The 26148-nt window shown below is 63.9% G+C and carries 21 protein-coding genes and 7 tRNA genes; 12 read left to right on the top strand and 16 right to left on the bottom strand.

Annotation, left to right across the window (positions count from 1 at the left end):
• Positions 1-229: 229 nt before the first annotated feature.
• The 3 genes from FHR97_RS01130 to FHR97_RS01120 all read left to right on the top strand — a co-directional run bounded on the left by FHR97_RS01130 (position 230) and on the right by FHR97_RS01120 (position 4841).
• Positions 230-1657, top strand: a complete 1428-nt coding sequence (locus tag FHR97_RS01130; protein WP_183381931.1) for an ethylbenzene dehydrogenase-related protein — start codon at positions 230-232, stop codon at positions 1655-1657.
• Positions 1654-2208, top strand: coding sequence for a heme ABC transporter permease (locus FHR97_RS01125; RefSeq protein ID WP_183381930.1), 555 nt, complete (start codon positions 1654-1656; stop codon positions 2206-2208). The genes FHR97_RS01130 and FHR97_RS01125 overlap by 4 nt, the downstream gene beginning before the upstream one ends.
• Positions 2209-2510: 302 nt before the next feature.
• Positions 2511-4841, top strand: a complete 2331-nt coding sequence (locus FHR97_RS01120) for a copper-transporting P-type ATPase (protein WP_221187634.1) — start codon at positions 2511-2513, stop codon at positions 4839-4841.
• Between the two features lie 205 nt (positions 4842-5046).
• Here the strand turns inward: FHR97_RS01120 and FHR97_RS20085 are convergent, their stop codons facing one another.
• The 3 genes from FHR97_RS20085 to FHR97_RS01110 all read right to left on the bottom strand — a co-directional run bounded on the left by FHR97_RS20085 (position 5047) and on the right by FHR97_RS01110 (position 8553).
• Positions 5047-5175, bottom strand: coding sequence for a putative transporter small subunit (locus tag FHR97_RS20085; protein ID WP_221187633.1), 129 nt, complete (start codon positions 5173-5175; stop codon positions 5047-5049).
• Between the two features lie 58 nt (positions 5176-5233).
• Entirely contained in the window at positions 5234-6934 is a 1701-nt protein-coding gene (locus FHR97_RS01115; protein ID WP_183381929.1) for a sodium:solute symporter family protein, read from the bottom strand.
• 728 nt (positions 6935-7662) lie between these two features.
• Complete coding sequence (locus FHR97_RS01110) at positions 7663-8553, bottom strand: LysR family transcriptional regulator (RefSeq protein ID WP_183381928.1); 891 nt, start codon at positions 8551-8553, stop codon at positions 7663-7665.
• A 181-nt stretch (positions 8554-8734) separates the two neighbouring features.
• On the opposite strand from FHR97_RS01110, the gene FHR97_RS01105 reads away from it, so the two are divergent.
• The 6 genes from FHR97_RS01105 to FHR97_RS01080 all read left to right on the top strand — a co-directional run bounded on the left by FHR97_RS01105 (position 8735) and on the right by FHR97_RS01080 (position 16090).
• Positions 8735-8947, top strand: coding sequence for a DUF3311 domain-containing protein (locus FHR97_RS01105; RefSeq protein WP_183381927.1), 213 nt, complete (start codon positions 8735-8737; stop codon positions 8945-8947).
• The gene (locus tag FHR97_RS01100; RefSeq protein ID WP_183381926.1) at positions 8940-10400 is read left to right on the top strand and encodes a sodium:solute symporter family protein; all 1461 of its coding nucleotides are present in this window, start codon (positions 8940-8942) and stop codon (positions 10398-10400) included. Before FHR97_RS01105 ends, FHR97_RS01100 begins: the two co-directional genes overlap by 8 nt.
• Before the next feature lie 16 nt (positions 10401-10416).
• Entirely contained in the window at positions 10417-11715 is a 1299-nt protein-coding gene (locus FHR97_RS01095) for an amidohydrolase (RefSeq protein WP_183381925.1), read from the top strand.
• A gap of 761 nt (positions 11716-12476) precedes the next feature.
• Positions 12477-13685, top strand: a complete 1209-nt coding sequence (locus FHR97_RS01090; protein ID WP_183381924.1) for a M24 family metallopeptidase — start codon at positions 12477-12479, stop codon at positions 13683-13685.
• Between the two features lie 102 nt (positions 13686-13787).
• A complete protein-coding gene (locus FHR97_RS01085) occupies positions 13788-15332 on the top strand; it encodes a BCCT family transporter (protein ID WP_343065535.1) in 1545 nt (514 codons plus the stop codon).
• 2 nt (positions 15333-15334) lie between these two features.
• The gene (locus FHR97_RS01080; RefSeq protein WP_183381922.1) at positions 15335-16090 is read left to right on the top strand and encodes a creatininase; all 756 of its coding nucleotides are present in this window, start codon (positions 15335-15337) and stop codon (positions 16088-16090) included.
• 63 nt (positions 16091-16153) lie between these two features.
• Here FHR97_RS01080 and FHR97_RS01075 read toward each other — a convergent pair whose 3' ends face one another.
• Positions 16154-17017 (bottom strand): LysR family transcriptional regulator, encoded by an 864-nt coding sequence (locus FHR97_RS01075; RefSeq protein ID WP_183381921.1) that lies wholly within the window; start codon positions 17015-17017, stop codon positions 16154-16156.
• 772 nt (positions 17018-17789) lie between these two features.
• Between FHR97_RS01075 and glyA the strand changes: the two genes are divergently transcribed.
• A complete protein-coding gene (gene glyA / locus FHR97_RS01070; protein WP_183381920.1) occupies positions 17790-19088 on the top strand; it encodes a serine hydroxymethyltransferase in 1299 nt (432 codons plus the stop codon).
• 213 nt (positions 19089-19301) lie between these two features.
• Here the strand turns inward: glyA and FHR97_RS01065 are convergent.
• The 12 genes from FHR97_RS01065 to FHR97_RS01010 all read right to left on the bottom strand — a co-directional run bounded on the left by FHR97_RS01065 (position 19302) and on the right by FHR97_RS01010 (position 24486).
• Positions 19302-19389, bottom strand: a tRNA-Ser gene (locus FHR97_RS01065).
• Positions 19390-19530: 141 nt separating this feature from the next.
• Complete coding sequence (locus FHR97_RS01060; protein WP_183381919.1) at positions 19531-20034, bottom strand: YiiD C-terminal domain-containing protein; 504 nt, start codon at positions 20032-20034, stop codon at positions 19531-19533.
• A gap of 2 nt (positions 20035-20036) precedes the next feature.
• The gene (locus tag FHR97_RS01055) at positions 20037-20597 is read right to left on the bottom strand and encodes a nitroreductase family protein (protein ID WP_183381918.1); all 561 of its coding nucleotides are present in this window, start codon (positions 20595-20597) and stop codon (positions 20037-20039) included.
• Positions 20598-20657: 60 nt separating this feature from the next.
• Entirely contained in the window at positions 20658-21494 is an 837-nt protein-coding gene (gene queF, locus FHR97_RS01050; RefSeq protein ID WP_183381917.1) for an NADPH-dependent 7-cyano-7-deazaguanine reductase QueF, read from the bottom strand.
• Positions 21495-21497: 3 nt separating this feature from the next.
• Complete coding sequence (locus FHR97_RS01045) at positions 21498-22271, bottom strand: ABC transporter permease (protein WP_183381916.1); 774 nt, start codon at positions 22269-22271, stop codon at positions 21498-21500.
• Entirely contained in the window at positions 22268-23224 is a 957-nt protein-coding gene (locus FHR97_RS01040; RefSeq protein WP_183381915.1) for an ABC transporter ATP-binding protein, read from the bottom strand. Before FHR97_RS01040 ends, FHR97_RS01045 begins: the two co-directional genes overlap by 4 nt.
• A gap of 613 nt (positions 23225-23837) precedes the next feature.
• Positions 23838-23912 (bottom strand) — tRNA-Gly (locus tag FHR97_RS01035).
• Between the two features lie 30 nt (positions 23913-23942).
• Positions 23943-24018 (bottom strand) — tRNA-Glu (locus FHR97_RS01030).
• A gap of 109 nt (positions 24019-24127) precedes the next feature.
• A tRNA-Gly gene (locus tag FHR97_RS01025) sits at positions 24128-24202 on the bottom strand.
• A gap of 29 nt (positions 24203-24231) precedes the next feature.
• A tRNA-Glu gene (locus tag FHR97_RS01020) sits at positions 24232-24307 on the bottom strand.
• A gap of 4 nt (positions 24308-24311) precedes the next feature.
• A tRNA-Gly gene (locus tag FHR97_RS01015) sits at positions 24312-24386 on the bottom strand.
• A gap of 24 nt (positions 24387-24410) precedes the next feature.
• A tRNA-Glu gene (locus FHR97_RS01010) sits at positions 24411-24486 on the bottom strand.
• Between the two features lie 178 nt (positions 24487-24664).
• On the opposite strand from FHR97_RS01010, the gene msrB reads away from it, so the two are divergent.
• The gene (gene msrB / locus FHR97_RS01005; protein ID WP_183381914.1) at positions 24665-25066 is read left to right on the top strand and encodes a peptide-methionine (R)-S-oxide reductase MsrB; all 402 of its coding nucleotides are present in this window, start codon (positions 24665-24667) and stop codon (positions 25064-25066) included.
• Positions 25067-25142: 76 nt separating this feature from the next.
• Positions 25143-26099, top strand: coding sequence for a ribosome biogenesis GTPase YlqF (gene ylqF / locus FHR97_RS01000; protein ID WP_183381913.1), 957 nt, complete (start codon positions 25143-25145; stop codon positions 26097-26099).
• The last annotated feature ends 49 nt before the right edge of the window (positions 26100-26148 follow it).

The raw sequence follows: 26148 nt of genomic DNA, 5'->3' as shown, positions 1-26148 counted from the left end.
GGGACGACTCTCCGGTCCGCGTCGATCATGTCGGTGACATGAGGGTCACGCCACTCAAGCTGGGGATCGCTCCCGGCCGATGGTGAAGTTCGCAATCACCAACGCCGGCAATTCAAGGCCCGCTACGGCTGGCCCACTACGATGCATGTCGAAGGCTTGACCGCAATCAAGGGCGCTGCCGCCAATGCTGGCTATGCTGAATGCACCCCTTCCACCGCGGGAGCCCGGCATGAGCGACAAGGCGATTCCTCTCCTCCTGGCCGGCGGCCTGGTGGGCCTGGGACTGGCCTGGGTCACCCAGGGAAGCGGGGTGATCCACGATGACCCGGCCCGCAACCTCTATATCCCCGATCGGCTGACCTTGCCACTGCAGGTCAAGGTGGCCCATGACGGGGAACGCATCTGGTTCCGCTATCGCTGGCCGACCGAGCGGCCGCATGTCTATCACGACATGCTGCGCTACACGGAGGGCGAGTGGGTCCGCCATGGGGCCTCTACCGTCGGCCCCCAGCCGGAAGGCACCTACGAGGACCGGGTGACCATGCTGGTCGACGACGGCTCCGTGCCCGACTTCGGACGCTACGGCGGCTACATCACCGTGGGCGACCGCATGCGCTTCTTCAGCGACGAGGCCCCAGCCGAGGCCGTGGCCGCCCATCCCTACCTGGGCGAGACCCTCGGCCAGACCGAGGTGCGCAAGCACCTGCCCGGAACCCGTCGCGACGTCGCCGAGTGGGACAGCGTCGTCGACGAGCCTCAGCTGGCGGCCCAGCAGGCGAGCGGCTACTTCCTCGATCTCTGGCACTGGCGGGCGGGCCGCTCCAATGCGGTGGGCATGTCGGACGACCAGTGGGTCGGTGAGCATCGCCACAGCGACGCCGGTCGGGGGCCCTACACCACCAACTGGGACGCAGAGAATGCCCGTCCCCAGTGGATGTTCGACCCCGAGGCCACCGGCCGTCATGCCCTGCGCTGGGAGGATGTCACCGCCGAACGCGTCGACTTCGATGGCCTCTACTATCTCGCCGAGCCCTTCGCCGTGCCCTTCGATCCCGACCACGACTGGCAGGAGGGGGACGTCATCCCCCGCCGGCTGCTGCGTGAGGGCGAGGGCTCCCGGGGCGATATCCGGGTCGCCGGCGACGCGCGCTGGTCGGATGGCTACTGGGACGTGACCCTGGTCCGCGACCTTGACACCGGCCAGCCGGACGACAAGGCCTTCGCCCCGCAGGGGCGCTATGATCTGGCCTTCGCCGTGCACCGCAACGCCACGGGCAGCCGCTGGCACTACGTGTCGCTCCCCTACGCCCTGGGCCTGGGGCGCGAGGCCGACATCCTCGCCTCGCCGGTGGCGGAGGGCACGCCGGACTGGTCCCAGCCGTGGTTCGACCTGACGCTCTACTATCCCGGCCAGGTCGACTGGCCGCTGCTGATCGGCGAGGCCCATGCCGGCGCCGACGACATCGCGGCGGGGCTCCCGGTGCGGGCCCACCACGACGAGCGCCAGCTGGCCCACTACGGGGTGGAGATGGAGTTCCAGGACGCCATCCAGCGCCAGTGGGCCCTGACCCTGATCGCCGGCCTGCTGTTGCTGGCCGGCCTGTTCATCGGCCTGCTGCCCGCCTTCAGACGCCGTCACCCGGGAGGCACACCATGACCGGCATGCACCATATGCTCGCCCACTTTCCCGTCGCCTTCTGGGCGCTGGCCAGCCTGATGATCCTGGTCGGCGTGCTGGCCAGGGGACGGGCCGCCGACCTCTGCCGGGCCGCCCTGCTGCCGGTGCTGGTCCTCGGTGTGCTGGGGGCCCTGGCCTCCCTGCTCAGCGGCTATGGCGTCTGGTCCCTCGAGGCCCTCTTGCACAGCCCGCTGACGCGCAACCACCTGCTGATGGCCTTCTGGTCCCTGGCGGTCTACCTCATGCTGCTCGTGCTGGTATGGGTCGGCGGCCGAGACGCCTTCAGCGGCCTGCGCGGCCTGGCACTGGCGGTGCTCGGACTGCTGGGCGCCTGGCTGTTCGCGCTGACCGGAACCCTGGGCGGTCACCTGGCCGGGGCCCCGACCGTCTTCTCCGCCCTGCCCCGCCTGCTGGGGTGGGAGCTCTATACCACCTTCTATGCGCCGACCTGGGTGCTCGGCGTGATGGTGCTACTGGCGATTGCCGCCGCCGTGCTGGGATTTCGTCGAATGAAGCGGCGACGCGGCTAGGTCATCCATCGACCCGATGGACGAGCTGATCGCGTTTTCCATCGCCCGCTACGCACAGAGGGGATGGTTAGGCGTACGCCCCGTTGGACAGCACAGGCATGACGCCGATCAAGGTTTGATGCTAGCCGCTCCTTCGCGCGCCTCCTTCGCTTGACCCTTGGGTAACGCAAGGGATTTAAGCTTTCTACGAGTTGGCGGCCGGCAACCCGGCGCCGCCCTCGGCATACCCCCTTGTCGGTTCACTCTCGTCGGGACAGGTCGGAAAGATTAACGCCATGCAGGGAAGCAAAGGAGACGATGCCATGACGCAACACCCGCAAGATCATTGCCACGAGCATGCGGCGCAGAGTGCGCGGACCGAGGACCGCAAGGTGTCCGCCCAGGGGACCGCAGGCCAGCCGTCAGGTGCCCAATACACCTGCCCCATGCATCCCGAGGTGGTGTCCGACCAGCCGGGGGACTGCCCCCAGTGTGGCATGGCCCTGGAACCCACCGCTCCCCAGGCGCCGGCGACCAGGACGGAATGGACCTGTCCCATGCACCCGGAGGTCGTGCGCGACGAACCCGGCGAGTGTCCCAAGTGCGGCATGGCGCTGGAGCCGCGGCAGGTCACCGCCGAGGAGGAACAGAACCCCGAGCTGGTCGACATGACCCGCCGTTTCTGGGTCGGCGTGGTCCTCACCGTCCCGGTGGTCATCCTGGCCATGGGCGGCATGATCCCCGGCGTGAACATGGACGCCCTGGTGCCCCACGGCATCCGCGTCTGGCTCGAGCTCGCCCTGGCCACGCCGGTGGTGCTGTGGAGCGGCTGGCCCTTCTTCGTACGCGGCTACCGTTCGGTGATCGGCTGGAACCTCAACATGTTCACCCTGATCGGCCTGGGGGTGGGCGTCGCCTACCTGTACAGCGTGATCGCCACGCTGTTCCCGCAGCTCTTCCCGCCCTCCTTCCGCCATGAAAGCGGCCAGGTGGGGGTCTACTTCGAGGCCGCCGCGGTGATCGTCACCCTGGTGCTGGTGGGCCAGGTCATGGAACTGCGCGCGCGCAGCCAGACCAATGCCGCCATCAAGGCGCTGCTGGGCCTGGCGCCCAAGACCGCGCGTCGCCTCGGGGACGACGGCAATGAAGAGGACGTGCCGCTGGAACGGGTGCAGATCGGCGACCGCCTGCGGGTGCGCCCCGGCGAGAAGGTCCCGGTGGACGGCGTCGTCGTCGAGGGCAACTCCTCCGTGGACGAGTCGATGATCACCGGCGAGCCCATCCCCGTCGAGAAGGCCCAGGGCGAGAACGTCATCGGTGCCACCGTCAACGGCACCGGCTCGCTGGTGATCGAGGCCCAGCGGGTGGGTAGCGACACCCTGCTGTCGCAGATCGTGCAGATGGTGGCCGAGGCCAGTCGCAGCCGGGCGCCGATCCAGAATCTGGTGGACGTGGTGGCCGGCGTCTTCGTGCCCACCGTGGTGCTCGCGGCGCTCGCCACCTTCATCGTCTGGGGAGTCTGGGGCCCCGAGCCGGCGATGACCTATGCGCTGATCAACGCCGTGGCGGTGCTGATCATCGCCTGCCCCTGTGCCCTGGGCCTGGCCACGCCCATGTCGATCATGGTGGCCAGCGGCAAGGGCGCCTCGCTGGGCGTGCTGTTCAAGAACGCCGAGGCCATCCAGACGCTGCGCCGGGTCGATACCCTGATCGTCGACAAGACCGGCACCCTCACCGAGGGCCGCCCGCGGCTGCAGGACGTGGTGGCCGCCGAGGGCTTCGAGGATGACCAGGTGCTGCGCCTGGCCGCCACCCTGGAACGCGGCAGCGAGCATCCCCTGGCGGCGGCCATCGTCCAGGGCGCCGAGGAGCGCGGCGTCTCGCCCGAGCGCTACACCGACTTCGAGTCGGTCACCGGCAAGGGCGTCAAGGGTCGCGTCGGCGAGCAGGCGGTGGCACTGGGCAACCGCGCCCTGATGGAGGCCGAAGGGATCGAGGCCGAGGCACTGGCCGAGCGTGCCGAGGCCCTGCGGGCCGAGGGCAAGACGGCCATGTTCGTGGCCGTCGACGGCCGGCCCGCCGGGCTCGTCGCGGTGGCCGACCCGGTCAAGGAGACCACCCCCGAGGCGATCCGCAGCCTGCACGAGGACGGCATCCGTATCGTGATGCTCACCGGCGACAGCCAGACCACCGCCCAGGCGGTCGCCAGACGCCTGGGCATCGACGAGGTCATCGCCGAGGTGCTGCCGGAGCAGAAGGCGGACAAGGTCAAGGCACTGCAGGCCGAGGGTCGCTTCGTGGCCATGGCCGGCGACGGCATCAACGATGCCCCGGCCCTGGCCCAGGCCCAGGTCGGCATCGCCATGGGCACCGGCACCGACGTGGCCATGGAGAGCGCCGGAGTGACCCTGGTGAAGGGCGACCTGCGCGGCATCCTGCGCGCCCGCCGGCTCAGCCGCGCCACCATGCGCAACATCAAGCAGAACCTGGTCTTCGCCTTCGGCTACAACAGCCTGGGCGTGCCGATCGCCGCCGGCGTGCTCTACCCGGCCTTCGGGGTCCTGCTGTCGCCGATCATCGCCGCCGCGGCCATGTCGTTCAGCTCGGTCTCGGTGGTGGGCAATGCCCTGCGGCTGCGCCGAGTGCGGATCTGACTTGGCATACCCTAGGGCAGGGGTATTCAAGGCCCGAACCGAAGCGGTACACGATCAGCGGCTAGAGGTTCCTACCACATCACCATGCTCCATGCCGGTGGATGAGATCGGCCTGCAAGACATTGTAAAGGCTCTCACTCCCTCCTTTACGAGCAAGACGGGACCGCAACCGGACACTGTCCCCGGACGAACAGCACCAACACCATCAGACAAGCTGTCGGTGCTGTCGACGGGCTTCGCGTCGATCGCGCAGCACCGCCCGACAAATCAGCACCAGCACGCCCAGGGTCAGGGCCGGCCAGATCAGAACATAGAAGGCGAAGAGTGTCGTCATGGTCGATCTCCGATTCGTGGGCGCCGGCACACCGGCGCCACGGTGACAGGGAAGTGGATCAGTGCTGCGTGGCGAGAGGCGCCGGGGCGAGATCGCCGGTCGCCTCGTCCGATTCCTCGTCGGCGAGGTGATCGTCGTAGTCGCCGACGCGCTCGCGAATGCAGTCGAAGTCGAAGCGCTCACGGCTGGCCAGACTCATCACCACGCATACCAGGGTGCTGGTGCCATAGGCGGTCAACGAGGCCAGCAGGACGGTGTAGTCACGCAGGAAGTCGGTGGCGAAGACCAGCATCGCCACGAGCGCCAGCACACCGGCGATGAAGCCCGCGGTGCGGCCGAGAAAGCCGAACACCATCAGACCGATGATGGTCCCGCCGCCGATGCTGGCCAGGACCTCGAAGCCCAGGCCGATGACGCCGGTCAGGGGCAGCCACTCGAAGCGGGCCAGGCAGAACGTCACCATGGCGACGATCACCGAAGTGGTGAAGGCGGCGTTGGTGACCCGGCTCCAGAAGCAGCTGGCGATCACCGGGAAGACGATGGCGCCCCACAGCGCGCCGACGAACACCAGCATCACCAGGATGTCCAGCGAGAAGCTGGCGAAGACGATGCCGACCGCGGTGGCGATGATCATGGTCAACCGGCCCACCAGCAGCATGCGCTGGGGGTCGGCCTTGCCGCGGGCGATGTTCTTGCCGTAGACATCGGCCATCATGATCGCCGACAACGCCGAGAGATCGGAGTCGGCGGTGGAGGACAGCGAGCCGATCACCAGGATGAAGAACAACGCGATGAACAGCGGCGGCAGGTAGCCCGATACCATCTGCGGGATCAGGTTGTTCATGTCGCCGTTCAGCGGCTCGATGCCCAGCGTCAGTGCCATCAGCCCGATCATGCCCAGGCCGATGACGATGGCACCGTAGCCCACGGTGGCGGTCAGGAAGGTCGGCTTGATGTGGTCCTCGTTGACCGCGAACAGCCGCTGGGAAATGGTCTGGTTGCCGATGGCATAGGCCAGCACGGCGACGAAGAACGGCGCGCCCTGGTTGAGGATGGCGTCGACGGAGAAGAAGTCGGCCTGCTCGGCGGTCAGGTTGTCGAGGCCTGCCACCAGCTCGCTCGGCCCCCCCATGGCGAAGAAGACCGCGGGAATGATCACCACGGCGATGGCCATCAGCGCCACCAGCTGGGCGAAGTCGGTCAGCACCGAGGCGCGGAAGCCCGACCACAGGGTATAGAGCAGCACACCGACACCGGCGAAGATCACCCCGACCTGGAAGGAGAGCGGCGAGAGCACCGAGACGAGGGCCCCGGCGGCGGTGAAATTCACCATCAAGCTGATGATGCTGCCCAGCAGATTCGACAGCGCCAGGATCAGCTGGCTGGAGGCACCGTGACGGGCATGGATCAGCTCGCCCAGGGTGTGGGCATTGGGAGCCAGCTTGCGGAAGCGGCGTCCGAAAGGATAGATGAACAGGATCATCAGTGCCCCCCACAGCCCATAGTGGATCGGGCCCGAGACACCGTAGGTGTAGCCGGAGGTGGCGGCGGCGTAGAAGGAAGCTGCCCAGATCCAGGTGGCGGTCATGCTGGCCGCGCCGATGCCGAAGCCGACGCGGTGGTTGGACACCATGAAGGCGTCGGCATCCTCTTTCTTCTTGCGAATGCCGAGCGTCATCAGGTAGGTGCCGCCATAGAAGGCAAGCATCAACAGGATGACCGTCAGGGTCGAGAATTGATGGAGTGATGCGTTGTTCAAGGGCAATCCCTCGGTGGGTGGAACGGAAGCGCGCCACACGCACCAGCCCTCGCCGGCGTGCGTAGGGCGCGGTGAAAAGCCGCCGTGATGGCACGGAGAACAAGCACGACCCAGTCCTCCCGGACGGCTAGGAAGCTCGAACCCGGGGAAATGGCGCGCGCGGTGTCGGCCGTCGTGACGGCAGAGGCGCGAAACGTCGTCGGTCGACGTTAGCCCTGGAAGGGATGGAACGGTGGCGGGCGGCGCGGCATGCAGCGGCCCTGATCGGCGTAATGGGGCGACATGGATTTCCTCTCTAGCGATGACGCCGGCGTTATACAGTCGAATGTGCCGGTGAACCTGTCATCGTGGTAGCGAGATCAACGTATCCCGTTGCGGGATGGTGTCGGACCTGTGAGGCACAGCGGTACGGCCCGAGGGAGGCGTACCCTACTGCCTCGCAGCCTAAATGTCCAATTGGTGCAAATTATGCCGGCTTCTTCTCCGAATCACTGTCTGGTGCTGCACACAGTACCGCAACGCTTCTCCACCCAACACGCATGCCGACCGCTCCCTATCCGTCGGATGGCAGCGTCTCATCCTCCCGAGCATCACCCTCGCGGAAGATAGTGGTCGCCAGCGCCCCCTTCCATGTGGCAACGGTACCGCAGGCTGGAGGATATCCAGAGCATGCCACGAAGCGACTGGATGACCGGAGTGGTGGGATCGCCCAAGCACTGAAACACCACTCACCCGAACACCTCGTCGACCTGGCCAATCAGGTTGTGGAGCGCCGGCGAGTCGTTGCTCGACCGCCAGGCCATCCATAGCGGCATGTCACAGCGGTCGAGTTCGGGGAGGCGCATGAAGCGGATGCCGGGCATGGGGTGGGCGCTGCTGGCCGAGGGCACGATGGCGATCCCCAGGCCCGCCGCGACCATGCTCAGGATGGTGATGTTATCCGCCCCGTACTGGACGACGCGAGGCGAGAAACCCAGACGCTGGAAGTGCGCCAACATGCGATCGTAGTAAACCGGAGAGGCACTGCGAAAGCCCCAGACGAAGTCGGCCTCCTTGAGCTCGTCCAGGCTTGACGGCGGCATTGACGCCCATGGCGAGCGCTCCGGCACCGCCAGGATCAGATGATCATGCTGCAGCAACTGCGTTTCCAATCCGGGGTGGTCGGGGCCATCGAGATAGAGGATCCCGGCATCCAGCGTGCCTTCCCTGAGCCGCTCCAGCTGCGGTCCCGAGAGCAGCGGAAAGACCTCGAAGGCGACGCCGGGGTAGCGCGTCCGATAGTGCCCCATCAGTTGGGCGACCTCGGGCACCCAGAGATGGGTCACGGTGATCCCGAGGCTCAGCTTGCCACTTAGGCCACTGCCCAGCGCCGTGAGGCGCGCCTTGATTTGCGCCCGGTCATCGAGCAGCTGGATGGCCTCCTCGTAGAGCGCACGACCGGCCACCGTGAGCCGAACGCCTCGGGCATGGCGCTCGAACAGCCGGGTGCCCACGTCGTCTTCCAGCAGCCGCATCTGGCGCGTGAGCGCCGGCTGGGCGACGTGGACCCGGCGGCTGGCCGCGGAAATGGAGCCGGTCTCCACGACCGCCACGAAGTACTCCAGCTGTCGAAATTCCATGATGGCACCGACGCCCCTCCCGGATCCAGGTTCGGCCAGTATCGTCGATGGCACACCACATTGCCATGCTGAGAATATATGGGTCATATCCAAAACCCATATTATTGGTATCGAAAGATCTGTTCCATAGTGAGACGACAATCCATAACAAGACTCGCCCTCGGCGAGCTGGACGATCCCCATGAACAAGACCTATCACCTACTGACGGGGCTGCACTTTGCGGTGTGTACCCTGGCCATGATCTGGCCCGGCGCCCTGATCGCCAACCGCATCGAGCCCACCGTGCTGGGCCTGCCCTTCCTGCTCTTCTGGTACGCCCTGTGGATGCTGGTGCTCTTCGCCGGCATGTGGGTCGCCTTCGTCGTCCGTCACGGAGGTGACCGCCATGAGTGATTCCGCGATCATCGTTGGTATTACGCTCGTCTACCTGGTGATGGTACTGGTGGTGGGCCTGCGCGCCCGCGGCCAGTCGAGTTCCAGCCTGGAAGGTTACGTGGCCGGCGGCCGTCACGTGGGCGTGGTGATCCTGTTCTTCATCCTCGGCGCCGAGATCTTCTCCGCCTTCGCCTTCCTTGGCACCCCCGGCTGGGCCTATCAGCACGGTGCGCCGGCCTTCTATATCCTCGCCTACCTGTCGCTGGTGCCGATCACCATCTGGGCGCTGGGCCCGCGGGTGGCCAAACTGGGCCGCGAGCGGGGCTACCTCACCCAGGGCGACATGATCGCCGATCACTACCGGAGCAAGCCGCTCGGCATGCTGGCCGGCATCATCGGCGTGGTGGCCCTGGTGCCCTACCTGACCATCCAGATCGCCGGCGCCGGCCTGCTGTTCCAGGCCGCGACCGACGGCATGGTGCCTTTCTGGCTGGGCGGCCTGCTGGCCTTCGTGGTGGTGGCGGCCTACGTGTTCTGCAGCGGCCTGAGCGGTATCGGCTGGACCAACCTGGTACAGGGCGTGATGATGATCGCCATCGCCTGGTTCCTGGGGCTGGCCATCTCCGAGCGCCTCTATGGCGGCGTGGGCGAGATGTTCGCCCAGCTCCAGCAGCAGGCGCCCGAGTATCTGACCATGCCCGGGGCCACCGGCATGGGCTGGGGCTACTTCAGTACCGCGGTGCTGGTCAGTGCCTTCGGCGGCGCCATGTGGCCGCACCTGTTCATGAAATTCTATTCGGCTGACAGCGGCAGGACCCTGCGCAAGGTCAGTGTCTTCTATCCGCTCTATGCCTACCTGCTGGTGCCGCTGCTGTTCATCGGCTTCGCCGGCATCCTGGCCTTCGCCGACTCGCCGCTGGAGCGGGCCGACACCGTGCTGCTGAAGATGGTGATGGAGGTGGCCAACTTCTCGCCCTGGGTGATCGGCCTGATGCTCTCTGGCGCCCTGGCGGCGGCCATGTCCACCGGGGCCAACCTGGCCCACACCGCGGCCATCGTGCTGGTGCGCGATGTGATGGGCCCCACCGTGATGAAGGACGCCAGCGAAAAGAGCACGGTAAGCGTCACGCGCTGGAGCGTGCTGGGCCTGTCGCTGGCGGCTTACCTGATCGCGCTGCTCAACCCCGGCTCGCTGGTGCTGATCCTGCTCACCGCCTACGGGGTGATCATCCAGCTGTTCCCGATGGTGATCGGCGCGCTGTTCATGCCGCAGTTGCGCCGCACCAGCGTCATGCTCGGCGCGCTGGTCGGCAGCCTGGCCTTCCTGCTGATGGAGTTCATGTGGAGCTCACCGCTGGGCTGGCATGCCGGCGTCTGGGCGATGCTGCTCAACGTCATCGTCGTGGCCGTCTGCCAGCGTGTCAGTCGCGTCACGCAGGACAGCCAGCCCCAGACCCGCAACAGCCACTAAGCCCCGGGAGACCACGATGACGACGCAAACCGACATGCCGGATCTCAAGGGTGCCATCCGCGCCCAGGTGGAGGCGACCTTCGAGGACGTCCAGGCGCTGTACCGCCAGATTCATCAGCATCCCGAGCTGCCCTTCGAGGAGCACGAGACCAGCAAGCGACTCGCCACGGCCTTGGAGACACTGGGCTTCGAGGTGACCCGCGGCGTGGGCGGCACCGGCGTGGTCGCCCTGCTGCGCAACGGCGACGGTCCCACGGTGATGCTGCGCGGCGACATGGACGCCCTGCCGATCAAGGAAGACACCGGCCTGGAGTTCGCCAGCACGCGGACGGCGGAGACCGAGAGCGGGATGGTGCCGCTGATGCATGCCTGCGGCCATGACCTGCACAGCAGCTGCGTAGTGGGGGCCGCCGCCGTGATGGCCGGGCTCAAGGCGCGCTGGCAGGGGACCCTGATGCTGATCTGCCAGCCCGCCGAGGAAATCTTCGGCGGCGCCAAGGCCATGCTCGAGGACGGCCTCTATACCCGTTTCGCTCGGCCGGATGTGATCCTTGGCCAGCACAACATGCCGGCTCTGGCCGGCACGGTGGGCCATATCGCCGGCAGCGCCATGGCCGCGTGCACCAACCTGGCCGTGACGATTCACGGCGCAGGCGGCCACGGTTCCATGCCCGCTCAGGCCGTGGACCCGGTGGTGATCGCCGCCCATGTGGTCACCCGCCTGCAAACCATCGTCGCCCGGGAGGTCCCGCCAGAACAGACCGTGGTCGTGACCGTCGGCAAGCTGCACGCCGGCACCCAGGCCAACATCATTCCCCATACGGCAGAGCTCGAGATCAATATCCGCAGCTTCGACGACACCCTCCATCGGGAGGTGGTGGGCGCGATCGAGCGCATCGTGCGTGCCGAGTGCGAGGCCGGCCGCACGCCCAGGCCGCCGGAATTTCGCGTGCTCAACGAGACCATCGCCCTGCACAACGACCCAGCGGCGGTGGCACAAGTCCGCCAGGCCCACGACGAGCACTTCGGCGAGGCCAATCTGTACGACATGCCCCGGCTGAACGGCAGCGAGGACTTCCCCTACTTCGGCAACGCCGAGGCGGGCGGCTTCGGTGGCGAGGATATTCCCTACGTCTACTGGTTCATCGGCGCCACCCCCGAGGAGCGCTGGGAGGACACCCCCGGCCAGAGCGTAGCGGAGAAGATGCGGCGCCTGGAGATGCCCCACTCGCCGTATTACTTCCCGGGCAACTCCGTGACCCTGCGCACCGGCATCGAGGCCATGGCGGCCGGAGCGCTCGCCTACCTGACCTGACGTCACGTGCGCCGTCTCCGGCCACCGCGGTCCTCCCTCCCGGGAGGACCGCCAGCATGCGCCCACTGGAAATGGTTACACGACCACATCCTGCTATGAGGTAGTCCCCTCCTCCTCCAAGCCTGGCGTGTCACTCCTTGCTGAGTCCACCCCATCATGAGATTTACAACAGGCACCGGGGATAGCTGCAGCCGCCTGCGGTTCCATCAGGAATAGCCAGCCAGAACCCCGGCGAAATGCAGCATGACACACCACGCGTGGAGCCATGTGCTTCGGTCTCGACATCTCCAGAAACCACATCGGAGACAAGAGGTATCTAGCTGAAATCAAGAGACATTTGACCCCACAATGAGCACATTTGGACAAGTAATTTGCTCACAACCCTCAAGCTGCCGATAGTCTCTCTACAAGCGAGGGAGAAAACCCACATGCGAATATTGAAACTCATCTTCAGGACAAGAAACTCGACGGCTGACGAGCTGATGCCCGGAGGCATAAAAAAGACATCGCACTGATCGGAAAGATTGAACACTGCTATGCCATCAACCTTTACGGAGTGAGGCTCCTGGGATTTAAATTCACCTATGACAGCGAGGACTTCAACCACATCTGCAGACTAATAAAGATCCTTGAACAACGTTACCAGGTCGCTCTTTTCGAATTTTCAGAGAAAGACATATCGTCAAGCGGGGCTGCTGTGCGAATAAAGATCGGCGCCCATTCAACCCTTGAAGTCGCTTGATAAAAGCCAGGAGAACAAGATGCAACTGCCTTCACTCATCGAAATCCCCAACGGCGACAAGGTCGTCCCCACCTTCTCAGATACCGAGATGCAGCGCCGTCTCGATCGCCTGCGCAGTCACATGGCAGCCGAGGGCGTCGAGGCCGTGGTGCTGACCTCGTATCACAACATCAACTACTTCAGCGACTTCGTCTATTGCAAGTTCGGCCGCGACTATGGCCTGGTCGTCACCCAGGACTCCTTCACCACCGTGACGGCCAATATCGATGGCGGTCAGCCCTATCGCCGCAACCGGCTGGGCGACAACATCGTCTATACCGACTGGCAGAAGGACAACTTCTTCAAGGCTGTCAAGCAGCTCTGCGAGGGCAAGCAGCGCGTCGGCGTCGAGTTCGATCACCTGACCCTGCAGAACCAGCGCAAGCTGCTCGACGCCCTGGGGGATGTGGAACTGGTCGACACCGGCGTGCCCACCATGCAGATGCGCATGATCAAGTCCGCCGAGGAGATCGCCCTGATCCGCCAGGGCGCGCGGGTGGCCGACGTGGGCGGTGTCGCGGTGCGCGATGCCATCGCCGCCGGCGTGCCGGAGTACGAGGTCGCCCTGGCCGGTCAGCGCGCGATGGTCCGCGAGATCGCCAAGACCTACCCGAACAGCGAGCTGATGGACACCTGGGTCTGGTTCCAGTCCGGCATCAACACCGACGGTGCCCACAACCCGGTGACCAGCCGCCGTGTGCAGGCCGGCGATATCCTGAGCCTCAACACCTTCCCGATGATCTCCGGCTACTACACCGCGTTGGAGCGTACCCTGTTTTGCGAGCATGCCTCCGATGAGCACCTGCGCCTCTGGCAGGCCAACTGCGAGGTCCACGAGCGTGGCCAGCAGCTGATCAAGCCCGGCGCGCGCTGCTGCGATATCGCTCACGAGCTCAACGAGATCTTCGCCAGGCATGACCTGCTCAAGTACCGCACCTTCGGCTATGGCCACTCCTTCGGCACCCTGAGCCACTACTATGGCCGCGAGGCGGGCCTCGAGCTGCGTGAGGACATCGAGACCGTTCTCGAACCCAACATGGTCGTCTCGATGGAGCCGATGATCATGGTGCCGGAAGGACGTCCCGGGGCCGGTGGCTACCGCGAACACGACATCCTTGTAGTGAACGAGCACGGGGCCGAGAATATCACCGGCTTCCCGTACGGACCGGAGCACAATATCATCAAATAACAACACACGGGAAAGGGGGCCGACGCCCCCTTTTTTGTCCAAGCACCGAGGTGAATAACAATGATTCTACACTCAGGGCCATTTAGAGGTATCAACCCCCTTGTGGCGTCACTCACCCTCGTGATCATAGGGTTGGTGATTGCGGCGGCAGTATTCTTTCCAGAGGGACTTACGGCAGCGACAGATATTGGTAGAAGCTACATCACCTACTATTTCAACTGGTGGTATGTGGCGTTGGCAGCAGTTTTTCTTTTCTTTCTGATTGGTTTGGCAATCAGCCCTTATGGAAAGCTGAGGTTAGGCAAGGATGATGAAAGGCCGGAGTTCGGCTATTTTGCGTGGTTTGCCATGCTATATGCCGCCGGACAAGGGATCGGCATCATTTTCTGGTCCATTGCCGAGCCGATGATGCACCTTTCTCAGGGGACACCATTCTCTGACGCCACGAACTCACCGGAAGCCGCCACAGTCGCGATGCGTCTGGCGTATTTCCATTGGGGGCTCAATGCCTGGGGTATCTACTGTATCGTGGCGCTGTCTCTCGCCCTGATGGCATACCGCTACGGTAAACCCTTGAGCATTCGGCACACGCTTTACCCGATCCTGGGGGAGAAGGTCAATGGCTGGATTGGCAACCTCATCGATATCATTGCGCTCTTCGCCACCCTCTTTGGTATCGCCACCTCTCTTGGGCTTGGTGTTCAGCAAATCAATTCTGGCCTTAACTTTGTGTGGGATGTTCCGATTTCCGTGAACGTCCAGATGGTGCTTATCGCGGCCATTACCGTACTTGCCTTGATTTCCGTTCTGACAGGGCTCAAGAGAGGGATAAAGTACCTCTCTGAAGCCAATATGTGGTTGACCTTTATCATACTTGGCTTCTTCCTGGTGTTCGGCCCAACTCGGTATATCATCAACAATTTCCTGGATTCCATCGGCGACTACTTCGTTCACCTGATTCCGTTGAGCTTCTACGCTGGCGCGAATGAGGTGGCCAGCAATGGAGGTGGCTCCTGGAAAGACGTATGGCAGGGCTGGTGGACCATCTTCTACTGGGGCTGGTGGATGTCCTGGGCGCCCTTCGTCGGTGTCTTCGTGGCCAGGGTCTCACGCGGTCGTACGATTCGAGAGTTTATCTTCGGTGTGGTCGGGGTTTCCTCAATCCTCTCCTTTGTCTGGCTGTCGGCCTATGGTGGCTCTGCCATTTTCGTGGAGCTCTTCGGGGGTGGCGGTATCACGGGCATGGTGGCCAACGATGTCTCACTGGCACTCTATGCCACATTCGAGGCGATCGACTCCGGCATCATAGGGCTTATCGCAGGTGTGCTCGGTACCGTGCTGGTCTCGACCTACTTCATTACCTCATCCGACTCCGGCACCCTGGTGGTCACCACCATCCTCAGCGAAGGCGATCCGCATCCCCTCTCTCGTCACCGGCTGATGTGGGGCATCATCGAAGGGGTCATTGCGGCGGTGCTGCTGGTGGCGGGAGGCGCTTGGGCGCTCACGACACTTCAAACGGCCGCCATCCTGGCCGCACTGCCGTTCTCGATCATCATGGTGATGATGGCCTTCTCGATCTACAAGGCGGTCAGCCAGGAAAAAAAACTTGGCCTTAAGCCGCAGCAATCCTCTCAGGGGGGGTGAAAATGAGCGTGAAGATTGAAAATCTGGACTGGATGTCATATCGGGAGCTTGTCGAGAACGGCCAGTCCAGGATTCTGATCCCCGTGGGCGCCATCGAGCAGCATGGGCTGCATATGTCGCTAAATCCGGATGTGCTGATTCCCCAGCATATCGCCTGTCAGGTGGCGGAGCGCGCGGGGGGAATGCTGGTGGCGCCACCGATCGCCTACGGCTACAAGTCACAGGTGAAGTCAGGGGGTGGAAATTTCTTCCCGGGCACGACCTGTGTCAGCAGTCGCTCACTGGAGGAGTATGTCTATGACATTATCCTGGCCTTTGCCGAGCATGGAAATCGGGAGTTCATCCTGATCAATGGGCACTTCGAGAACTCCATGTGCCTCGTCGAGGCGGCAGATCGCGTCGTGAAGCAGGCAAGGCTATCAGGGAAGGAGGTCAAGGTGATTCTTCTCTCCTACTGGGACTTCATCAGCGAGGCCACCGTCGATAAAGTCTTTCCCGAGGGTTTCTCGGGCTGGGCCGTCGAGCATGGGGGCGTTCTCGAGACGTCCATAATGCTTAAGATCCATCCCGAGCTGGTAGACATGTCAAGAGCGGTCGATATTCCACCAGCGGAGTTTCCTCCGTATGACGTCTTCCCGCCGGATCCCTCCTGGGTTCCCGAATCGGGCACACTCTCATCACCGTCGAAGGCAACTGCCGAGAAAGGCGAATGGATTCTCGATGAGTGCATCGAGAAGATTGCCACCACATTCAGTTGAACCGGTAACGGGCACTGCCATCCATGATGGATGGCAGTGTCCTTAAGCCCTAGTCTTTGCACCTTACATGTTAGCTAGACCCGTGCGTAAGAAGTCGAGAACGTGGCGCGATGCGATATTGAGCTCACGCTCCTTATAATGCAGCCCAATACAGACCCTTTCGAGTTCCGGGAGTCTTCTGGTACTGGCGGCATGCTTCAAGTGATCTGGAACAACAGACTTCGCCATTGCCGTGATCCCGAGCCCCTCCTCCACCGCAGAGAAGATACCCAGCAAACTGGTGCTCGTATACATGAAGCGGTAAGGATGTTGCTGCCCCTTCAGATATTCTTCCATGATAGAGCGGTAGACACATCCCTGCGGATAGGCGATTAGCGGTATTGGCTCGTCTTGCTCATCCATGAGCCGGCTTTCCTTGTAGACCCACTCCAGGCTTTCCAGACGATAGTCGCGAGTGTCCCTGTCCTCATCCTGTTTGACACGCTCCATGGCCAGGGCGATGTCGTAATGTCCTTTCTGATAGCGCTGGAGTATGACCTTGCTGATCTCACAGTCGACTTCCACGATGATGTTGGGGTAGACACGCGAGAGATTCCTCAGTGCCTTGGGAAGGAACGCCAGCTCGAAATCATTGGGTATGCCGAGCCTGACCTTTCCGGAGATATTGTCTCCCCTGATCTTGGCGATGATCTGGTCATTTATCTCCAGCATCTGTCGAGCGGCTTCATAAAGGAACTCCCCATCCTCGGTCAGTTCCAGGCTAGCCCCCCTCAGGAAGATCTTGGTATCGAGGATTTCTTCCAGCTTCTTGACCTGAAGGCTGATGGCCGGCTGCGACCGGCCAAGGAGTTCACCTGCGCTGGTGAAGCCCCCCAGGTCCTTTATTGTGACGAAGGTCCGCAGCAAATCGGTGGGTATGTTTGTCATCGGTCAGCCATTTCGATCTCTGATTAGACCATTGATTATACAAATTTACGCGGATCATGCACGTAAAACACACCCGCCACTCGCGACACGTCATAATAATTCATTTTTTCTAAAATAAAATTTAAACACCATTCTCCTGAGTAGCACGCTATCGAATTATTCTACCATTTATCCTGAAAACCACAGAAACAACCACTATATAAATGGAATTTATTGAGCTATCTTTCGCTCAGTCAAACTACTGGCGACTTCTGTTGAATACAGGTCAGCCTTTCGCAGCAAGACTCCAGGTATCGGGACTTTCGATGCCTCCCCATGTCCCTATCGATGACGCCATACTGAGGCAGTTCAGAGGACTCTCATGACGAGCGTGATTGCGGCACTTGGCACTAGTGCCTTCCAGAAAGGAATGTCAAGCACACCCTCATGGGTATCGGGCTGGACATTTTCACCTTCGGCGCCGCCCCCTTCTTGCAATGTCATCCGAGTCTTAACTCAAATTCACCGTCAAACTTCCTGACCCATTTAGCATGGTATCAGTGACAAGCTACGCTTCGATATCAATTCAGCCGACTCACGTATCTTACTTCCACACCTCCAAGCTTTTTGAGCGGGTATACCTACCATCCTCACCTTGTGGCGTACCCTTATCAACCCTCCCGTATCGCTTACCTTATCCTGACATTTGTTCTTCTAATTGGTCTTGATCACCCGTCGAAAATAGATTGCTGGCAAGGGACTTTCCTAGGAACCAACAACAAAGGAGTCTTCCATGAACCCTTCCTCCCTTTCCAGCTTCGATGCCCAACTCGCCGCCGCCATCGCCGACGAGGTCACGCGTCAGGAAGCGCATATCGAGCTGATCGCCTCCGAGAACTATGCCAGCCCCGCCGTAATGCAGGCTCAAGGCACACAGCTGACCAACAAGTACGCCGAGGGCTATCCGGGTAGGCGCTACTACGGCGGTTGTGAGCACGTCGATGTGGTCGAGCAGCTGGCCATCGACCGCGCCTGCGACCTGTTCGGGGCCGACTACGCCAACGTCCAGCCCCACTCCGGCGCTCAGGCCAATGCCGCGGCCTTCATGGCCTTGGTGAAGCCCGGCGACACCGTGCTGGGCATGAGCCTGGCCCACGGCGGCCATCTGACCCACGGGGCGGCGCCGAACTTCTCTGGCAAGTACTACCACGCCGTGCAGTATGGCCTGAACCCGGACACCGGCGAGATCGACTATGACGAGGTCGAGCGCCTGGCGCGCGGCCACAAGCCCAAGCTGATCATTGCCGGCTTTTCGGCCTACGCGCGCGTGGTGGACTGGTCCCGATTCCGGCGCATTGCCAATGAGATCGGCGCCTGGCTGATGGTCGACATGGCGCATGTCGCCGGCCTGGTCGCGGCCGGCCACTACCCGAGCCCGCTGCCCCACGCCCATGTGGTGACCACCACCACCCACAAGACCCTGCGCGGTCCCCGCGGCGGCCTGATCCTCTCCGCCAGCGGCGACGAGGCGCTCTACAGGAAGCTCAACGGCGCGGTCTTCCCGGGCCAGCAGGGCGGCCCGCTGATGCACGTCATCGCCGCCAAGGCGGTGGCCTTCCGCGAGGCCATGAGCCAGGACTTCGGGCGCTACCAGGCCCAGGTCATCGACAACGCCCGGGCCATGGCGAAGGTCTTCGTCGAGCGCGGCTTCGACGTGGTCTCCGGCGGCACCGACGACCACCTCTTCCTGGTCTCGCTGATCAAGCAGGGCGTGACCGGCAAGGACGCCGATGCCGCCCTGGGCCGGGCGCATATCACCGTCAACAAGAACGCCGTGCCCAATGACCCCCAGAGCCCTTTCGTGACCTCGGGCCTGCGCATCGGCACCCCGGCGGTGACCACCCGCGGCTTCGACCAGGCCGACTGCGAGACCCTGGCCGGCTGGATCTGCGACATCCTCGACGCCCTGGCCGCCGAGACCGACACCACCGAGGTCGAGTCCGAGGTGCGTGGCAAGGTCGCCGAGCTGTGCGACCGCCACCCCGTCTATGCCAAGGCCGTCGCCGAGCAGACCGGCACTGCCACCGCGTGAGCCCGTTCCCGCCGGCCCCCGGCAGGCCCCTCGAGGAGATACCTATGCAACGTTATTCAGGCTTCGGAGTCAGCGAGTACGAGAGCCGGCAGCAGGATTGCCAGTGCTGGCGGAGTGACAGGACAGGTCCCCCATTGTGAATTCATCTGGGGAACCCGCTTTGAAGAGCCATAAAAAAAAGCCGCTGATCTCAGCGGCTTTTTCAATATTCTGTGGCGGAGGGGGAGGGATTCGAACCCTCGAAGCCTTTCGACTTACACACTTTCCAGGCGTGCTCCTTCGACCACTCGGACACCCCTCCGCATTGTCATTCCCGAGGCTCTGGCGCGTGGCCTTTTGCTCAAGAACGGGGCGTATACTATCGGCTTAAGTCCGCGAATGCAAGCCGGTTTTCGGCTTTTCGCCGTATCGTCAGGTACGGGCAGTGCCGCGGGAAGCGCCCTCACCTGGCCGGCAGCACCGCGTAGTCGCCGCGGGCCTCGAGGCAGAGGGTGTCGCCCCACCACAGTTGCTGCACCAGGGCGATGCGTCCCTTTCCACGGCTCTCCAGGCGCTCGGCAAGCCGCTCGATGCCCTCCTCGGCCTCCGGCAAGCAGACCAGGCGGTAGTCGCCGGTCACCGGCGCCAGGAAGCGCTGGCCCGCCTCTGCCACCACCACGTCCCGGTCGTAGCCGTGTCGACGCAGCCAGAGCGTGGTCCAGCACCAGCCGAGCAGGGTGGTCTGGGCAGTGAGTGCCCCGCCGAAGCCGGTGCCCTTGTCGTTGAGGCTCGGCGCCAGCGCCAGCCGCCATTCGAGGGTGTCGCCGTCGCGGCGCATCGCCTCGATGCCCAGATGCTCGACCATGGGGATGGCCTCGCCGAGCCAGGCGAGGAAGGTCGCCGGCTCGTCTGCCTCGCCCGCCGGCGGCAGCGGCAGCCGCGGGTGGGGAATGCCGATCTCGCGCATGCTCAGTCCCAGCGTTCCACGAAGTCGTCGATGTCGTGCTCGGGCAGCGGCCGGTGACGCCCGCCCAGCTGTCCCAGGTAGAGGAAGGCCACCAGCTCGTCCTCCTCACCGAGACCGAGCCCCTTGCGCACGGTGGGGTCGAAGGCGTACTTGCCGGTGCGCCACATGGCGCCGAGGCCCTGGGCATGAGCGGCGAGCAGGATGCCATGGGCGGCACAGCCGGCGGAGATGACTTGTTCCACCCGGGGCACCTTGGGCTCGTCCGCGGTCACCTTGGCGATCACGGCGATGATCATCGGCGCCCGCTTGGGTTTCTTGCGCGCCGCGTCGAGCACCACGTCCTCGGCATGCGGGTCCTCGCGGAACTCGGCCTCGGCGAACAGCTCGCCGAGGCGGTCGAGCCCCTCGCCGGAGAACTCGATGAAGCGCCACGGCCGCAGCTCCTTGTGATCCGGGGCCCTCAGGGCGGCGCAGTACATCGCCTCCCGCTGCTCGGACGTCGGCGGCGGGCCCATCAGCTTGCCCATGGAGCTGCGTTCATGCAGCAGCGTCATCGCATCCATTGTGGTCTCCTTGCGAGGTTCAAACGAGAAGAGTTCTCGTCACTCTACCAAGCGACGCGGTCACTGTCGTGCCAGGCGCAGCGGCAATGGCGGCCGTTCACCCGGCGTGCCCCGCCAGGGGCTGATGTCGAGCCCGCCCCGGCGCACGTAGCGCGCCAGCACCAGCAGCCGCTCGGGACGGGCCCGGGCCATCAGGTCCATGAAGATATGCTCGACGCAGTGCTCGTGGAAGTCCTGGTGCTGGCGATAGCCGATCAGGTAGCGCAGCAGGCCGTCACGGTCCAGGCGCGGCCCCTTATAGCGGATCAGCACGCTGCCCCAGTCGGGCTGGCCGGTCACCGGACAGTTGGACTTGAGCAGATGCGAATACAGGGTCTCCTCGACGACCTCCTCGCCCACCCCGAGATGCTCGGCGCTGGGGGTATAGTCGTCGACCGCGATGTCACGATCGTCGAGGCACTCGCCGGGCAAGCGTCGTGGCGCGAGCGCCTCGTCGTCCACGCCGAACAGTTCCACGCTCACGGCGGTCCCCGCGGCGCGGGCGAGATCTCGCTCGAGGATCGCCACCACCTCATCCCGCGAGGCGAAGCGCGTCTGGTTGAAGCCGTTGAGGTAGAGCTTCCAGGACTTGGACTCGATGAGCCGCGGCGAGTCCGCCGGCAGCCGGAAGCGGGCCACGGCGACGATGGGCTTGCCGCGGGCATTGAGCCAGGAGAGTTCGAAGGCGTGCCATTCGTCCTCGCCGACGAAGGGCAAGGCGCCCTCCTCGATGCCCAGCGGCGCCCGATTGGCGGCCCGCTCGATGGGATACAGCAGTCCCGCATCATAGTGCTCGGGATAGGCGGACTCTCGCCCCAAGGGGGCATGGGCGAGGGTGTCGGGACGGTGGTGCGACATGCGTTAGCTCCTGATGCCCTTGCCGTTCTCGAGCATCCACAGGGCGACGGTAAAGAGTACCACAATGAAGCCCAGGATGGCGGCCAGCGCCCAGCCCACCGGGATGTCGGAGACCCCCAGGAAGCCGTAGCGGAAGACGTTGACCATGTAGAGGATGGGGTTGAGCATCGAGGCGCCCTGCCAGAAGGCCGGCAGCAGCGAGATCGAGTAGAACACCCCGCCCAGGTAGGTCAGCGGCGTCAGCACGAAGGTCGGCACGATGGAGATGTCGTCGAACTTCTTGCCGAGCAGGGCGTTGATGAAGCCGCCGATGGCGAACAGCGCCGCGGTCAGCACCACCACCCCCAGGGTGAGCAGCGGATGGACCACCTCGAGGCGAGTGAAGAACAGCGAGACGATGGTGACGATCACCCCGACCCCTAGCCCGCGGGCCATGCCGCCGAGCACGAAGCCGGAGAGGATCACCCAGTTGGGCATCGGCGAGACCATCATCTCCTCGACGCTGCGCTGGAACTTGTTGGAGAAGAAGCTGGAGGCCACGTTGGAGTAGCTGTTGGTGATCACCGACATCATGATCAGCCCGGGGACGATGAAGTCCATGTAGCTGTAGCCGTCCATCTCGCCGATACGCGAGCCGATCAGGTTGCCGAAGATGATGAAGTACATGGTCATGGTGATCGACGGCGGCAGCAGGGTCTGCGGCCAGATCCGCGTGAAGCGCTTGATCTCCTTGACCACCAGGGTCCAGAGCGCGATGGCGATCTGCATGGGATTCATGCGCGAACCTCCTGGTTCTGGTCCAGAGCGCCCTGGCTGCCTTCGACCATGGAGACGAACATCTCCTCGAGGCGGTTGGCGCGGTTGCGCATCGACATCACCTCGATGCCCTGCTCGCCCAGGCTCTCGAAGACGTCGTTGAGGCGCTGGCCGCGGTGGATCACCACCGCCAGCTGGGCATCGTCGACCTGCCTGACCTCGAAGCCCGCCACCTCGGGAGGCGCCTCGACCGGATGGGCCAGGTCGAGCAGGAAGGTCTCGGTATTTAGTTCGGCGAGCAACTCCCGGACGCTGGTGTCACGGATGATCTTGCCGTGATTGATGATGCCGACGTGGCGGCACAGGCTCTCGGCTTCCTCGAGGTAGTGGGTGGTGAGGATGATGGTGGTGCCCTCCTCGCGGTTGATGCGGCGCATGTACTCCCACATGCTGCGCCTGAGTTCGATGTCGACCCCGGCGGTGGGCTCGTCGAGGATCAGCAGTTTCGGGCGGTGGATCAGCGCCCGGGCGATCATCAGCCGGCGCTTCATGCCGCCGGAGAGCATCCGCGCGCTGCCGTTGCGCTTGTCCCACAGGCCCAGGTCGCGGAGCAGCTGCTCGGCCCGCGGCAGCGCCTCGCGACGCGACATGCCGTAGTAACCGGCCTGGGCCATGATGATGTCGATGACCTTCTCGAACTGGTTGAAGTTGAACTCCTGGGGCACCACGCCGAGGTGGTACTTGGCGCGGGCGAAGTCGGTGTCGATATCGATACCGAAGATCGAGACCTTGCCGGCGGTCTTTTGCACCAGGGAGCAGACCACGCCCAGGGTGGTCGACTTTCCCGCCCCATTGGGGCCCAGCAGGGCGTAGAAGTCGCCCCGGGCGACATCGAGATCGATCCCCTTGAGGGCATGGAAGCCATTGCCATAGACCTTGGTCAGGCCACGAATGGACAGCGCCGGTTCGGCCATGAGCGATCCTGTGGAAGCTGGGTGAATGTCGTCGAAGCCCCACAACATGGGGGCATATCGTCATCGGTTCAAGTTGGCAGGCGCCACGAGCGGACGATGGCGCACGGCGACGACACCGAGCGGAGGCAGAGCGCATCGCCGATGCGACCGGAGAAGCCGAAAAGAGAGACAGGAGTGGAACGGGAAACGAGATCGATGGGGCGGCCTTCCACCGGACCGGCACTCCGGATCGTGACCCGAGCCTTGGCTTGTCGATCATTGCTACATAAGAGAATGGAGCGGGAAACGAGATTCGACTGGGCCGGCACCCCGGCTCGTGACGCGAGCCTTGGCCATCAAGAGTACATCAAAAAAACAGAATGGAGCGGGAAACGAGATCGATCGGACCGGCGCTCCGGCTCGTGACGCGAGCCTTGGCCATCAAGAGTACATCAAAAAACAGAATGGAGCGGGAAACGAGATTCGACTGGGCCGGCACACCGGATCGTGACCCGAGCCTTGGCTTGTCAATCATTGCTACATAAGAGAATGGAGCGGGAAACGAGATCGATCGGACCGGCGCTCCGGCTCGTGACGCGAGCCTTGGCCATCAAGAGTACATCAAAAAACAGAATGGAGCGGGAAACGAGATTCGAACTCGCGACCCTCGCCTTGGCAAGGCGATGCTCTACCACTGAGCTATTCCCGCTCTACATGTGGTGATGTCGACAGTGCGAAGTGGCGTCCCATAGGGGGTTCGAACCCCTGTTCCCGCCGTGAAAGGGCGGTGTCCTAGGCCACTAGACGAATGGGACGCATTGGAGCGGCAGCGTGATTCGACTGGGCTGGCACTCCAGCGGACTGGTGTACTAGCTCGCGACCCTCGCAGGCCCTTGACTCCTGACCAGCCTCCCGAAGGAAGGTTGGAGCGGGAAACGAGATTCGAACTCGCGACCCTCGCCTTGGCAAGGCGATGCTCTACCACTGAGCTATTCCCGCAGGTCTCGCATTGTCAAACCACCGGAAGGTGGCGTCCCATAGGGGGTTCGAACCCCTGTTCCCGCCGTGAAAGGGCGGTGTCCTGGACCACTAGACGAATGGGACGCATTGGAGCGGGAAACGAGATTCGAACTCGCGACCCTCGCCTTGGCAAGGCGATGCTCTACCACTGAGCTATTCCCGCACTCCGGTATCTTGATGAGTCGAGTGGCGTCCCATAGGGGGTTCGAACCCCTGTTCCCGCCGTGAAAGGGCGGTGTCCTGGACCACTAGACGAATGGGACACAGTTGCTCGCCTCGTCGAGATGGCGCGCATATTACGCACCGCCCCCGAAGGTGTCAAGCCCGCCCCTCCGGGAGGGGCTCACCGGCCGTTGAGCGTTGGCAAAGCGGGGTGGAAAAAATGCCTACCCTGGATGTCACAATGAGGGTGCAGGCTCCACCGTGACGAGGAGACAGGCCATGCGAAGGAAGATCGAGAAGAGCGACGCCGAGTGGCGCGAACAGCTCACCCCCGAGCAATACCACGTGACCCGGGAGAAGGGCACCGAGCGGCCCTTCTCCGGTGACTACCAGGTCACCGAGGAACACGGCATCTACCACTGCGTGTGTTGCCATGCACCGCTGTTCGAGAACGAGCACAAGTTCGATGCCGGCTGCGGCTGGCCGAGTTTCGACCGCCCCCTCTCCTCGGGCTGCGTCGAGCAACAGCCCGACGGCAGCCATGGCATGCAGCGCACCGAGATCATCTGTGCCCGCTGCAATGCCCACCTCGGCCACGTCTTCCCCGACGGGCCACAGGAGACCACCGGCCAGCGCTATTGCATCAATTCGGTGGCCATCGATTTCCACGCCGGCGAGTAGGCGCCGCCCTGCCCTGAGACGGCCGGCCATCTGCTATGATGGTCGGCCGTTTCACATGGCAAGCAGGAGAGGACCGATGCTCGGCTGGTACCCGGGACACATGAACAAGGCGCGCCGCCAGATCCTCGAGGCGCTGCCGGAGATCGACGTGGTGATCGAGGTGCTCGATGCCCGCCTGCCCTACTCCAGCGCCAACCCCATGCTGGCGAGCCTCACGCGCCACAAGCCGGTGCTCAAGATCCTCTCCCGCGCCGACCTGGCCGACCCCGCGCGCACCCGGGAATGGACGACACACTTCGACGCCCAGCCCGACACCCGGGCCCTGGCGGTGACCACCACCAACGCCCGGGACCTCAAGCGCATTCCCGGGCTGTGCCACGACCTGGCCGGCCAGGTGCGCGCCGACCGGGATGTTCGGGTGATGGTCATGGGCATTCCCAACGTGGGCAAGTCCACGCTGATCAACGGCCTGGCCGGGCGCACCATCGCCAAGACCGGCAACGAGCCGGCCGTCACCAAGCGCCAGCAGAAGGTCCGCATCGCCGGCCAGGTGGCCCTGATCGACACTCCCGGGGTGCTATGGCCGAAGATCGAGGACCAGGCCAGCGCCTACCGCCTGGCCGCCAGCGGTGCCATCCGCGACACCGCCATCGACTATGTGGACGTGGCGGTGGTGGCCGCCGCCGAGCTGGCCCGGCGCTACCCCGAGGCACTCGCCGCCCGCTACAGGCTCAAGGAACTGCCGGCCTACCAACCGAACCCCGATGCCGACCGGGTCGACGCGGACGGCGACGCCCGACCCGACCTGCTGGCGCTGGCCGGCTTCGACGGTCATGCCATCCTGACCACCATCGCCGGCAAGCGCGGCGGCCTGCGCGCCGGCGGCGAGGTGGACCTGCATCGTGGCGCCGAGGTACTGCTCCACGAGTTGCGCGACGGCAAGCTCGGCCGACTTACCCTCGAGACCCCGGCCGACATCCCGGCCGAGGACGCCACCGAGGTCGGCGGCGACACCGCCGCCGACCGTTATTAGCCCCACCCCGATACCCGCCGCCCAAGCGGCACCTGGACACCACTGGACC

The organism is Halomonas stenophila, assembly GCF_014192275.1.
Taxonomy (GTDB): domain Bacteria; phylum Pseudomonadota; class Gammaproteobacteria; order Pseudomonadales; family Halomonadaceae; genus Halomonas; species Halomonas stenophila.
This window is presented reverse-complemented; position numbering and strand designations above follow the sequence as displayed.